An 11,793-nucleotide genomic window follows, 5' to 3' on the forward strand; every position below is an offset into this window, starting at 1 on the left:
TCACGGCGTCAGGCGTCGGCCGAGCGCGTCCTCGAGCGCGGCCGCGTCGCCGTCGACCGTGAGGCGCGCGTCGGCGGGCGTGGTGCGTCCCCACAGCAGCAGGGCGAGCGCCTCGGCCGGGCCGGCCACGCCGACGGACGGGGTGCCCGACCCGCCGAGCAGCCAGGACCGCCCGGCGTCGTCCGCGACGAGGGCGACCGGCGCGGGCAGCGGCTCCATCCGGCCCATCCGCTCCTGACGCGGCTGCATGACGGTCACCACCTCGTCGACGGTGTCCGCCCAGAGCGCGGGGTCGGCCGTCAGGCGCAGCCCACCGGCGGTCCGCAGGTCCCAGAGGTGGACGAGCGTCTCGTGGGTCTGGCGGCGGTGCCAGAACGACGCCGGGCCGTTCTCGACGAGGGTCCACGCGATCGCGTCCGGGCCGAGCTCGGTGAGGGTGTCCCGCAGCTCGGCGGCGCACGTCGCGTAGAGGTCCTCGAGGACGAACGGGCCGCGGCCCAGCGGCGTCTCCTGCTTCCGGCGCGCCTGCGCGGCCGCCCAGTGGTGGATGCGGGCCAGGTGGACGACGAGGTCCGTGACGCGCCAGCGGCCGCACCAGGGCACGCGGGTGGTCGGGTCGACCAGCGGGATCGTGGCGAGGAACTGGCCCTGGAGCTCGCCGAGCGTCTCCAGGGACGTGAGACCGGGGGCCGTCGTCATGGGACCATGGTGGGACCGACCACCGACAGCCGACCAGGCTGGCCGCGGTCACCGTCCGTCGGGAAGGCGCCACCTCGTGCGCCGCCCGACTTCAGCGCCAGGAGCAGTCCGCTTGTCCCCGATCCCGAGTGCAGCCGCCTCGTCGCGCATCCACCCCGCGGCGACGGCGCCCGAGCTGTTGCGCAACTTCTGCATCATCGCGCACATCGACCACGGCAAGTCCACGCTGGCGGACCGGATGCTGCAGCTCACCGGCGTCGTCGACTCCCGGGCGATGCGCGCGCAGTACCTCGACCGCATGGACATCGAGCGCGAGCGCGGCATCACCATCAAGTCGCAGGCCGTCCGGATGCCGTGGGGCGTCGACGACAAGGCTTTCGCCCTGAACATGATCGACACGCCGGGGCACGTCGACTTCACGTACGAGGTGTCCCGGTCGCTCGCCGCGTGCGAGGGCGCCGTGCTCCTGGTCGACGCCGCGCAGGGCATCGAGGCCCAGACGCTGGCCAACCTGTACCTGGCGCTCGAGAACGACCTGACGATCATCCCGGTGCTGAACAAGATCGACCTGCCCGCGGCGCAGCCCGAGAAGTACGCCGAGGAGCTGGCCAAGCTGATCGGCGGCGAGCCGGAGGACTGCCTGCGGGTGTCCGGCAAGACCGGTGCGGGCGTCACGGAGCTGCTGGACCGCATCGTGGAGCTGGTGCCGCCGCCCACCGGCGACGCGTCCGCCCCGGCGCGGGCCATGATCTTCGACTCCGTCTACGACACCTACCGCGGGGTCGTGACGTACGTCCGGGTCATCGACGGCAACCTCAACCCGCGCGAGAAGATCGTCATGATGTCGACGCGGGCGACCCACGAGCTGCTCGAGATCGGCGTCATCTCCCCGGAGCCGGTGCCGACCAAGGGTCTCGGCGTCGGTGAGGTGGGCTACCTCATCACCGGCGTGAAGGACGTGCGGCAGTCGAAGGTCGGCGACACGGTCACCAACGCGAGCAAGCCGGCCGCCGCGGCCCTGGGCGGGTACTCCGACCCCAAGCCGATGGTGTTCTCGGGGCTCTACCCGATCGACGGCACCGACTACCCGATCCTGCGCGACGCCCTCGACAAGCTGAAGCTCAACGACGCCGCGCTGAACTACGAGCCGGAGACGTCGGTGGCGCTCGGGTTCGGGTTCCGCGTCGGCTTCCTCGGGCTGCTGCACCTGGAGATCGTCCGCGAGCGCCTCGAGCGCGAGTTCGACCTGGACCTCATCTCCACGGCGCCGAACGTCGTCTACGAGGTCACGCTCGAGGACAAGAGCGTGGTCACCGTGACCAACCCGAGCGAGTTCCCCGCCGGCAAGATCGGCGAGGTCAACGAGCCGATGGTCAAGGCGACGATCCTGTCCCCGTCGGAGTTCATCGGCGCGATCATGGAGCTCTGCCAGACCAAGCGGGGCGATCTGCAGGGCATGGACTACCTGTCCGAGGAGCGCGTCGAGCTGCGGTACGTGCTGCCGATGGCGGAGATCGTGTTCGACTTCTTCGACCAGCTGAAGTCCAAGACGCGCGGGTACGCGAGCCTCGACTACGAGCGCATCGGCGACCAGGTCGCGGACCTGGTCAAGGTCGACATCCTGCTGCAGGGCGAGACGGTCGACGCGTTCAGCGCGATCGTGCACAAGGACAAGGCGTACGCGTACGGCGTCATGATGACCGCCAAGCTCAAGGACCTCATCCCTCGCCAGCAGTTCGAGGTCCCCATCCAGGCGGCCATCGGTGCCCGGATCATCGCGCGCGAGACCATCCGGGCCATCCGCAAGGACGTCCTGGCCAAGTGCTACGGCGGCGACATCACCCGCAAGCGCAAGCTCCTGGAGAAGCAGAAGGAGGGCAAGAAGCGCATGAAGACGATCGGCCGGGTCGACGTGCCGCAGGAGGCCTTCATCGCCGCGCTGTCCAGCGAGCCCGCGGGATCCGCCGGCGGCAAGGACGCGAAGAAGAAGTGAGTCCGGCGCTCCCCGAGGGCGACACTCCACCGGATGACGGCTCGCTGCCGGAGTCGGCGTTCGAGGGTGCCGACGAGCGCGCGTTCGCCGTCTACCTGCACGTCCCGTTCTGCACCGTGCGCTGCGGGTACTGCGACTTCAACACCTACACGGCGACCGAGCTGGGCGGCGGGGCGAGCCAGCACGCGTACGCGGACACCGCTCTGCGGGAGATCGCGCTCGCCGCAGGGATCCTGCCGCCCCGGCCCGTCAGCACGGTGTTCGTCGGAGGCGGTACCCCGACGGTCCTGTCGGTCCCCGACCTGTCGCGCATGCTCGACGGCGTCCGCGACGCCTGGGGCTTCGCCGACGACGTCGAGGTCACCACGGAGGCCAACCCCGACTCGGTGACCCCGGAGTCCCTGGCCGCACTGGCCGACGCGGGGTTCACGCGCGTCTCGTTCGGCATGCAGTCCGCCGTGCCGCACGTGCTCGCGACCCTCGACCGGACGCACGACCCACGCCGGGTCCCGGACGTCGTGCGCTGGGCGCGGGACGCCGGGCTGGCGGTGTCGCTGGACCTCATCTACGGCACCCCGGGGGAGTCGCTCGACGACTGGCGGACCAGCGTCGAGACGGCACTGGCCACGGGCGTCGACCACGTGTCGGCGTACGCGCTGGTGGTTGAGGCCGGCACGCGGATGGCCGTGCAGGTGCGCCGGGGCGAGCTCGAGCTGCCCGACGGTGACGACCAGGCGGCGAAGTACGAGCTGGCCGACGACCTGTTCGAGGCCGCCGGGCTGTCCTGGTACGAGGTGAGCAACTGGGCACGGACGCCCGCGGACGCCTGCCGGCACAACCTCTCCTACTGGCGGGGTGACGACTGGTGGGGGATCGGCCCCGGTGCGCACAGCCACGTCGGCGGGGTGCGCTGGTGGAACGTGAAGCACCCGCGCGCGTACGCCGACCGGCTGGACCGCGGGCTGAGCCCGGCCGCCGGACGGGAGACGGTGACCGGCGACGGGGCGCTGCTGGAGCGCCTCATGCTCGGCGTCCGGCTCGCGGGGGGTCTCCCGCTCGACGACCTGCCCCCCGACGCCCGCCGGTCCATGGCAGGCCTCGTCGCCGACGGGCTGGTCGACGGCGGAGCCGCGATCGGTGGGCGGCGGATCGTGCTGACCCGTCGTGGGCGGCTGCTCGCCGACGCCGTGGTGCGCACCCTCGTCGCCTGACGGTCCGCTCCACCCTCCGATGCACCCGGGTCCGCCCGGCGGTGGTCCCGGGACGCGGTCGGGCCGGTGACGATGCGGTCATGGCCGCTCCACCGGACCCGCTCCCGCCCGCGTCCCGCGCCCGCGGCAGGCTCCTGGCCCTGCTGCTGGTCGTCGTGTCGCCGGTCTGCGCCGAGTACCTGCAGGCCTACGACCCCGTGTCGACCGGCGACCCGGTCGCGCTGCTCGCGGGCCTGCTCGTGCTCGCGCCGCTGTACGGGGCGCCCGCCCTCCTGATCCGCGAGGTCGCGGTGCGCGCGGGCCTGCACTGGACCGGGATCCTCGCGCTGGCCGGTGCGTTCGGGGTCGTCCAGGCCGGCGTGGTCGACCAGTCGCTGTTCGCCACCACCTACCTCGGCTACGAGGACTGGGACTCCCAGCTGCGGCCCACGTTCGTCGCTCCGCTGGGGCTCGGGGCCGCCTCCGCGCTGAACTTCCTCGGCGGGCACGTCATCTGGAGCTTCGCCGCGCCGATCGCGCTCGTCGAGGGTCTCGACGGTCCCGGTCCCCGGCGCCCGTGGCTGCGGACGCCCGGGCTGGTCACGGCCGCGGTGCTGTACGTCCTCGCGGCTCTGCTCGTGTGGTCCGACATCCGCGACACCGGCAGCGACCAGGCGTCGGCTGGTCAGCTGGTGGGCGCGCTCGTCGTCGTCGGACTTCTCGTCGCCGTGGCGTGGACCGTCGGGCGGCGCACGCTGCCTCCGCCGACGGACGCACGCGTCCCGGGACCCTGGGCGGTGCTCGGCCTCGTGCTCGCCGCGGCGGTCGGCTTCGTCCTCGTCCCGCCGACCTGGACGGGTGTCGGCGTCGGGGTGGCGATCCTCGCGCTGACCGCCGCCGTCGTGACGCACTGGTCACGCTCCGCCCGCTGGGACCGTCGCCGCGTCGCCGCCGTCGCCGGGGCGGCCGTCGTCGCCCGCGCGCTCGTCGGCTTCGCGTCGGTCAGCGAGATGTCGCCGCGGCCCCCGGGCGGGTTCGCGCAGAACACCGTGCTGCTGGTCCTGTCGGTCGCCCTCGTCGTGGCCGCCACCCGCGGCGGGCGCAGCGGTCAGCGCACCAGCTCGAGGCTGAACGGGTAGCGGTAGGAGCCGCCGCGCTGGACGGCGACGGCCGCCAGGACGCTCAGGACGAGGCTGATGATGCTCACGGCGATGAAGCCCAGCCAGCCCACGAAGCCGATGACGGGGATGGAGCGGACGATCGCGCACACGATGAGCGCGATCAGGACCGTGAGCTGGAAGTTCAGCGCGTTGCGCGCCTCGGACGCCGCCACGTTCGCCTTCTCGCGGTTCACGAGCCAGATCACCAGCGCCGCCACCCAGCCGGCGTAGAAGTACGCGAGGATCCCGCCCACGTGCGCCAGCATGCCGAGGGTCCGGACCTGGTCCGTGCTGCTCGGCGGGTTCTGCGGGTGCTCGTACGACATCGTGGGTGCTCCTCGTCCGGGGGCCGCCGGCGTGACGGCAGGCGCAGCCTACCGATCGGCGCGCACACCCGCCGGGCGTGTCGACATGCCGGGAACGCCCCGGTTCCTTGACACCTGACCACGGCCCCGGTTCGCTGCTCGGTGGGCGACGACCGCCCTGTGACCAGGGAGGCCACACATGAGCGAGAACCCCGGCGGAACCCCGCCGCGTGACGACGATCCCGCGAAGGCGCCCGAACCGGCTGCTCCGGGCTCGATCGAGCCACCCGTGGCACCCGACCCGGTGCCCGGGCCCGACGCACCCCCCGTGCCGCCGCCGGCAGCACCGCCGGTCCAGCCCCCGGCCGCACCCCCCGTCCCGCCGCCCGCGGCGCCCCCGGTCCCGCCGACGCCCGCGTACGGGCAGCCGCCGGCCGGGCCGCCGCCGGCCCCGTCGTACGGCCAGCCGCCGGCCGGGCCGCCGCCCGCTCCGCAGTACGGCCAGCCGCCCGCGGGTCCCCCCTACGGTCAGCCGGCCGCTGGCGGCTACCCGCCGCCGCCCGCCTACGGCCAGGCCCCTCCGGGCGCCTACCCGCCGCCCGCGGGCGGCTACGGCCCGCCGGTCGCGGCGTCCCCGGTCGGCGAGGCGTTCTCGTACGGGTGGAAGAAGTTCACGCAGTCCGGCGGCCTGTTCATCGGTGCGGCGCTGGTCTGGTTCGTCGTCGCGGCGGTCGTGCTCTCGATCGTGGGCGCGATCTTCGGCGGGTTCGGCGCGCTCCTGAGCACCGGCAACGGCGACGGGATCGCACCCGGCCTGCAGGTCGGGTTCTCGCTCGGGTGGTTCGTCTTCTCCGCCGTCGCGGGGATCGTCGGGTACCTCATCCAGGCGGCGTTCATCCGGGCGGCGCTCGACGTGACCGAGGGTCGGCAGCTGGGCTTCGGTGACTTCTTCAAGTTCGTGGAGCCCGGCCCGGTCATCCTGACCGCGCTGATCCTCGCGATCATCAACGCGGTGCTGAACCTTGTCCCGTTCTTCGGCGGGATCGCCGCGCTCGTCGTGAACTTCCTGCTGATCTTCACGTTCTGGTTCGTGATCGACAAGCACCTCGCGCCGGTGGACGCCCTGAAGGCGAGCTACGCGCTGGTCACCCGGAACCTGTCGACGACGGTGCTGTTCTACCTGCTGACGATCGCCGTCTTCATCGCCGGCGTGATCGTCTGCTTCGTCGGTCTCCTCGTCGCGTTGCCCGTCGTGCTGCTGGCGACGGCGTTCTTCTTCAAGCGGCTGCTCGGGGACCCGATCGCCGCCTGACCTCGCACGTGATCGGTGCCCGGCCGCCCCGTGGGCGGCCGGGCACCGTCATGCGGTGACGAAGTCGATGAGCTCCTCGACCCGGCCCAGGAGGCTGGGCTCGAGGTCGGCGTAGCTGCGCACCGAACGCAGGATCCGCTGCCACGCGCGGGCGACGTCCGCCTGCTCGTCGGCGGGCCAGCCGAGCTCGCGCAGGATGCCGTGCTTCCACTCGGTGCCCCGCTCGATCACCGGCCAGGCGTCGAGCCCGATCCGCTCGGGCCGGACCGCCTGCCACACGTCGACGTAGGGGTGGCCGAGCACCAGGACGGAGCCGGCCGGGGTGCCGCGGACGGCCTCGGCCGCGATCCGGCTCTCCTTGGACCCGGCGACGAGGTGGTCCACCAGCACGCCGACGCGACGCCCGGGGCCGGGTGCGAAGTCCCGCAGGGCGTCCTGGAGGTTGTCGACGCCGTCGAGCAGCTCCACGACGACCCCCTCCAGCCGCAGGTCGTCGCCCCAGACCTTCTCCACCAGCTCGGCGTCGTGCTTGCCCTCGACCCAGATCCGGCTGCCCCGGGCCACCCGCGCGCGGGCGTCGTGGACCGCGACCGACCCGGAGGCGGTGCGCGTCGGCCGCGCGGGCGCCGGCGCGCGCACGGGTGCGGTCAGGGCCACGGGCTCGCCGTCGACCCAGAAGCCGCGGCCGAGCGGGAAGGTCCGGGTCCTGCCGCGCCGGTCCTCGAGGACCACCACGTGCTGGCCGCCGGACTTCTCGACGCGGACGACCGCGCCGACCCACCCGGTGGTGACCTCCTCGACGACGAGGCCGGTCTCGGCGGGCTGCGGGCGGCTGGTGCGGGTGGGTCGGTGGTGCGTCGAGCCGGAGCCCCCGAGCACGTCCGAGCCGTAGCGGTCGTCGTTCACCCGGGCAGCCTAGGGGCGCAGGCGTGCACACAGCGGGTGCCGCCCCGTGAGTGTCGCGCCCGCGGCGTAGGATTGGCACTCGCGTGCGGGGAGTGCTACCCCGCCGCGAGGCCACGAGGACGACGGAGGAGGCGACATGAGCGAGGACCGGCGACTGGACGTGCTGCGCGCGATCGTCGAGGACTACGTCGCCACGAAGGAGCCTGTCGGGTCGCGCGCGCTCGTCGAGCGGCACTCGCTCGGCGTCTCGCCCGCGACCATCCGCAACGACATGGCGGCGCTCGAGGAGGGCGGCTACATCGCGCAGCCGCACACGTCGGCGGGGCGCGTGCCGACGGACAAGGGCTACCGGCTGTTCGTCGACCAGCTGTCGACCGTGAAGCCGCTGTCGAGCCCGGAGCGGCGCGCGATCGGCACGTTCCTGGAGACCGCGCAGGACCTCGACGACGTCGTGGACCGCGCGGTCCGGCTGATCGCCCAGCTGACCCAGCAGGTCGCGGTCGTGCAGTACCCGTCGCTGCGGCGGTCGGCCCTGCGGCACGTGGAGCTCGTGCCGGTCGGGCTGCGGCACCTGCTGGTCGTGCTCATCACGGACACCGGTCGGGTCGAGCAGCGGACCCTCGAGCTCGGCACCGACCTCGACGAGTCCGTCGTCGCCCGCCTCCGCACCCGGCTCAACGTGAGCGCCGCCGGCCGCCGGCTCTCCGAGCTGCCCGTCGCGCTGGGGGAGCTGACCGACGGCTTCGCGCCGGCGGACCAGGTCCTCGTCAACGCGGTGGTCGCCGTGGTCGAGGAGACGCTGGCCCAGGAGAGCGAGGAGCGCGTCGTGCTGGCGGGCACCGCGAACCTCGCCCGCGTCGGCAGCACGGACGTGCGCTCCATCGGCCCCGTGCTCGAGGCGCTCGAGGAGCAGGTCGTGCTCCTGCGTCTCTTCTCGGAGATGGCCGAGGACCACGCGGCGGTGGCGGTGCGGATCGGCCGGGAGACCCAGCACGACGGGCTCGTCGAGACGAGCTTCGTGACCACCGGCTACGGCGACGAGGGTGGTGGGTCCGTGGCCCGCATCGGCTCGATCGGACCGCTGCGCATGGACTACCCGGGCACCATGTCCGCCGTCCGCGCCGTGGCCCGGTACCTGACCCGGATCCTCGCCCAATGACACGACCGCGCCCCGACGCTGCACACCTCTTACCGACCGCTGGAAGCGAGCAGACCCTCCCGTGACCGACTACTACGAGATCCTCGGCGTGCCCCGCGACGCGAGCCCCGAGCAGATCAAGAAGGCCTACCGCAAGCTCGCGCGCGAGCACCACCCCGACGTGGCGGGGTCGGACACCGGTTCGGAGGACACGTTCAAGGACGTCTCCCGCGCCTACGACGTGCTCGGCAACCCCGAGAAGCGGCGCGCCTACGACCTGGGCGGCGACCCGTCGTCCCCGGGCGGCGGCATGGGCGGCGGGTTCGGCTTCCAGGACATCTTCGAGACGTTCTTCGGCGCCGCGACGGGCGCCGCGGCCCAGCGCGGGCCGATCCCGCGCGCGCGCCGGGGGCAGGACGCGCTCGTCCGGCTCGACCTCGACCTGGCGGACGTCACCTTCGGCGTGCACAAGGACGTCCCGGTGGACACCGCCGTGGTCTGCCCGACGTGCAGCGGCTCGTGCTGCCGGCCGGGCACGTCGCCGCGCACCTGTGAGGTCTGCGGCGGGCGCGGGTCCGTCCAGCGCGTCGCCCGCTCGTTCCTCGGCCAGGTCATGACGACGCAGCCGTGCGCCGCGTGCCACGGGTTCGGCACGGTCATCCCCGAGCCGTGCACCGAGTGCTCCGGCGAGGGCCGCGTCCGCTCGCGCCGCACCCTGAGCGTGGACGTGCCTGCGGGCGTCGACACCGGCACCCGGATCAAGCTCACCGGCCAGGGCGAGGTCGGTCCCGCCGGCGGACCGGCCGGCGACGTCTACCTCGAGGTGCGCGAGCGCAAGCACGACACGTTCGTGCGCCGCGGGGACGACCTGCACGCCACGCTCGAGGTGCCGATGACCGCCGCGGCGCTCGGCACGGTGCTCATGCTCGACACGCTCGACGGCCCGCGCGAGGTCGACCTGCGGCCGGGCACGCAGCCGGCGCAGATCGTGTCGCTCAAGGGGCTCGGCGTCGGCCACCTGCACGCCACCGGTCGCGGCGACCTGCACGTCCACGTCGAGGTGCACGTGCCGACCGCGATGGACGACGAGCAGGCGGAGCTGCTGCGCAGGCTTGCTGCGCTGCGCGGCGAGGAGCGCCCGGAGGCGCGCCTGTCCGCCTCCAGCTCGGGCGTGTTCTCCAAGCTGCGCGACAAGCTCTCGGGCCGCTGACAGTGACGGGGTCGGCGGCGTCATGAGCGCGCCCGTCTTCCTCGCCGAGCCCGGCACGCTCGACGAGGTCACCGACGGCGCCACGTACCTCCTCGACGGCACCGAGGGCAGGCACGCGGGCGTCGTCCAGCGCCGCGCCCCCGGGGAACGGGTCGACGTCGTCGACGGCTGTGGCGTGCGCCTGCTCGGGGTGGTCGGCGCGGTGACGCCCGAGGGTGTGGTCGTGCACGTGCAGCAGCGCGTCGTCGAGCCGGCTCCCGCGGTGACGCTGGTCCTCGTGCAGGCGCTCGCCAAGGGGGACCGGGACGAGATGGCGATCGAGGCGGCCACCGAGGTGGGCGTCGACGCGGTGGTGCCGTGGCAGGCCGAGCGGTCGATCGTCGTGTGGCGCGGCGAACGGGCGGCGAAGAGCCGCGCGCGCTGGCTCGGGACCGTGCGGGCCGCCGCCAAGCAGTCCCGTCGCGCCCGCGTGCCGGACGTCGAGGTCGCGCTCGACGGGCGGGCGCTGGTCGAGCGCGTCCGCGCGGTCGTGGCCGCCGGTGGGGCCGTCCTCGTGCTGCACGAGGACGCGACCGAGCCGCTCGCGTCGACCTGCCTGCCGGCGGCGGGGGAGTGCCTCGTCGTCGTCGGCCCTGAGGGCGGGATCGGCGACGGCGAGCTGGGCCGACTCGTGGAGGCGGGAGCCAGCGCCGTCCGGCTCGGCCCGCACGTGCTGCGGACGTCGACGGCAGGGCCCGTCGCGCTCGCGATGCTGGCCGAGCGGCTCGGTCGCTGGGGCTGACCGCCCGCCGCACGCATTCCTGTGGGCGCCGCCTCGTAGACTGAGGGCGACGTCCGTACCCGTCACGACCTAAGGAGCGCACGGCGCACGCCGAGCACATGGTTGAGTCCACTTCCGCAGCGCGTACCTCCGCCGCACCCGCGCGCGTCGAGCACAGGATCAGCGTCCCCTCCGAGGTCTCGATGGTCGAGCTGCTCGGGTTGCGGGACGAGGTCCTTCGGACCATCGAGTCGGGGTTCACCGGCGTCGACATCCACGTCCGTGGCAACGAGGTCACCCTGGCCGGCCCGGTCGGTGACGTCGCGCTGGTGTCGCGGCTCGTCGACGAGCTCGTCGAGATGGCCGCCGGCGGCACCCCGCTCACCGCCGAGGTGGTGACCCGGTCGGTCGCCATGCTGACGGCCGTGTCGAGCGCCCGGCCCGCCGACGTCCTGTCCTTCAACATCCTCACCAGCCGCGGGCGGACCATCCGCGCCAAGACGTCCGGGCAGAAGGACTACGTCGACGCGATCGACCGGCACACCGTGACGTTCGGCATCGGGCCCGCGGGCACCGGCAAGACGTACCTGGCGATGGCCAAGGCCGTGCAGGCGCTGCAGGACCGCACGGTGCACCGGATCGTGCTCACCCGGCCCGCGGTCGAGGCGGGGGAGCGGCTCGGGTTCCTGCCCGGCAACCTCTCGGACAAGATCGACCCCTACCTGCGTCCGCTGTACGACGCGCTGCACGACATGGTCGACGCCGAGTCGATCCCGCGGCTCATGGAGGCGGGGACCATCGAGGTCGCACCGCTGGCCTACATGCGCGGACGCACCCTGAACGACGCGTTCATCATCCTCGACGAGGCGCAGAACACCTCCGTCGAGCAGATGAAGATGTTCCTGACGCGCCTCGGGTTCGGCTCGAAGGTCGTCGTCACCGGCGACATCACGCAGGTGGACCTGCCGTCGTCGCAGACCTCGGGCCTGCGCGTGGTGGAGCAGATCCTGCAGGGCGTCGACGACGTCTCGTTCTGCCGGCTGACGTCCTCGGACGTGGTCCGGCACCGGCTGGTCAGCGAGATCATCGACGCGTACGCGCGCTGGGACAGGAGCTGAGG

The 11,793-nt window shown here is 73.2% G+C and carries 11 protein-coding genes; 8 read left to right on the forward strand and 3 right to left on the reverse strand.

Annotated elements, in window-relative coordinates; genetic code table 11:
* Nucleotides 1-699: a maleylpyruvate isomerase family mycothiol-dependent enzyme gene (locus tag CTE05_RS15635; protein ID WP_146847237.1), complete on the reverse strand. Its 699-nt coding sequence runs from the start codon at nt 697-699 to the stop codon at nt 1-3.
* A 112-nt stretch (nt 700-811) separates the two neighbouring features.
* On the opposite strand from CTE05_RS15635, the gene lepA reads away from it, so the two are divergent.
* From lepA to CTE05_RS15650, 3 genes are all read left to right on the forward strand, one after another.
* Nucleotides 812-2,692, forward strand: coding sequence for a translation elongation factor 4 (gene lepA, locus CTE05_RS15640; protein ID WP_146847238.1), 1,881 nt, complete (start codon nt 812-814; stop codon nt 2,690-2,692).
* Nucleotides 2,689-3,903, forward strand: coding sequence for a radical SAM family heme chaperone HemW (gene hemW / locus CTE05_RS15645; RefSeq protein WP_146847239.1), 1,215 nt, complete (start codon nt 2,689-2,691; stop codon nt 3,901-3,903). Before lepA ends, hemW begins: the two co-directional genes overlap by 4 nt.
* An 80-nt stretch (nt 3,904-3,983) precedes the next feature.
* Nucleotides 3,984-5,021, forward strand: a complete 1,038-nt coding sequence (locus CTE05_RS15650; RefSeq protein ID WP_146847240.1) for an AF_0692 family protein — start codon at nt 3,984-3,986, stop codon at nt 5,019-5,021.
* Here CTE05_RS15650 and CTE05_RS15655 read toward each other — a convergent pair.
* Nucleotides 4,991-5,368, reverse strand: a complete 378-nt coding sequence (locus CTE05_RS15655; protein ID WP_146847241.1) for a DUF4870 domain-containing protein — start codon at nt 5,366-5,368, stop codon at nt 4,991-4,993. The genes CTE05_RS15650 and CTE05_RS15655 overlap by 31 nt on opposite strands.
* Nucleotides 5,369-5,546: 178 nt before the next feature.
* Between CTE05_RS15655 and CTE05_RS15660 the strand changes: the two genes are divergently transcribed.
* The gene (locus tag CTE05_RS15660) at nt 5,547-6,659 is read left to right on the forward strand and encodes a hypothetical protein (RefSeq protein WP_146847242.1); all 1,113 of its coding nucleotides are present in this window, start codon (nt 5,547-5,549) and stop codon (nt 6,657-6,659) included.
* Nucleotides 6,660-6,707: 48 nt separating this feature from the next.
* Here CTE05_RS15660 and CTE05_RS15665 read toward each other — a convergent pair whose 3' ends face one another.
* Nucleotides 6,708-7,565: a DUF3097 domain-containing protein gene (locus tag CTE05_RS15665; RefSeq protein WP_146847243.1), complete on the reverse strand. Its 858-nt coding sequence runs from the start codon at nt 7,563-7,565 to the stop codon at nt 6,708-6,710.
* A 136-nt stretch (nt 7,566-7,701) separates the two neighbouring features.
* Between CTE05_RS15665 and hrcA the strand changes: the two genes are divergently transcribed.
* The 4 genes from hrcA to CTE05_RS15685 all read left to right on the forward strand — a co-directional run bounded on the left by hrcA (nt 7,702) and on the right by CTE05_RS15685 (nt 11,791).
* The gene (gene hrcA, locus CTE05_RS15670; RefSeq protein ID WP_146847244.1) at nt 7,702-8,724 is read left to right on the forward strand and encodes a heat-inducible transcriptional repressor HrcA; all 1,023 of its coding nucleotides are present in this window, start codon (nt 7,702-7,704) and stop codon (nt 8,722-8,724) included.
* 61 nt (nt 8,725-8,785) lie between these two features.
* Nucleotides 8,786-9,913, forward strand: coding sequence for a molecular chaperone DnaJ (gene dnaJ / locus CTE05_RS15675; protein ID WP_146847245.1), 1,128 nt, complete (start codon nt 8,786-8,788; stop codon nt 9,911-9,913).
* Between the two features lie 22 nt (nt 9,914-9,935).
* Nucleotides 9,936-10,694, forward strand: a complete 759-nt coding sequence (locus CTE05_RS15680; RefSeq protein WP_146847246.1) for a 16S rRNA (uracil(1498)-N(3))-methyltransferase — start codon at nt 9,936-9,938, stop codon at nt 10,692-10,694.
* Between the two features lie 98 nt (nt 10,695-10,792).
* The gene (locus CTE05_RS15685) at nt 10,793-11,791 is read left to right on the forward strand and encodes a PhoH family protein (protein WP_146847247.1); all 999 of its coding nucleotides are present in this window, start codon (nt 10,793-10,795) and stop codon (nt 11,789-11,791) included.
* Nucleotides 11,792-11,793 lie beyond the last annotated feature (2 nt).

The organism is Cellulomonas terrae (genome assembly GCF_007990265.1).
In the GTDB taxonomy this organism is placed as follows: Bacteria; Actinomycetota; Actinomycetes; order Actinomycetales; family Cellulomonadaceae; genus Cellulomonas; species Cellulomonas terrae.

Excerpts from the sequence above, each read along its gene's own strand:
- CTE05_RS15635 (WP_146847237.1), bottom strand. The coding sequence starts at position 699 with ATGACGACGGCCCCCGGTCTCACGTCCCTGGAGACGCTCGGCGAGCTC.
- CTE05_RS15650 (WP_146847240.1), top strand. The coding sequence starts at position 3,984 with ATGGCCGCTCCACCGGACCCGCTCCCGCCCGCGTCCCGCGCCCGCGGC.
- CTE05_RS15655 (WP_146847241.1), bottom strand. The coding sequence starts at position 5,368 with ATGTCGTACGAGCACCCGCAGAACCCGCCGAGCAGCACGGACCAGGTC.
- CTE05_RS15660 (WP_146847242.1), top strand. The coding sequence starts at position 5,547 with ATGAGCGAGAACCCCGGCGGAACCCCGCCGCGTGACGACGATCCCGCG.
- hrcA (WP_146847244.1), top strand. The coding sequence starts at position 7,702 with ATGAGCGAGGACCGGCGACTGGACGTGCTGCGCGCGATCGTCGAGGAC.
- CTE05_RS15680 (WP_146847246.1), top strand. The coding sequence starts at position 9,936 with ATGAGCGCGCCCGTCTTCCTCGCCGAGCCCGGCACGCTCGACGAGGTC.
- CTE05_RS15685 (WP_146847247.1), top strand. The coding sequence starts at position 10,793 with ATGGTTGAGTCCACTTCCGCAGCGCGTACCTCCGCCGCACCCGCGCGC.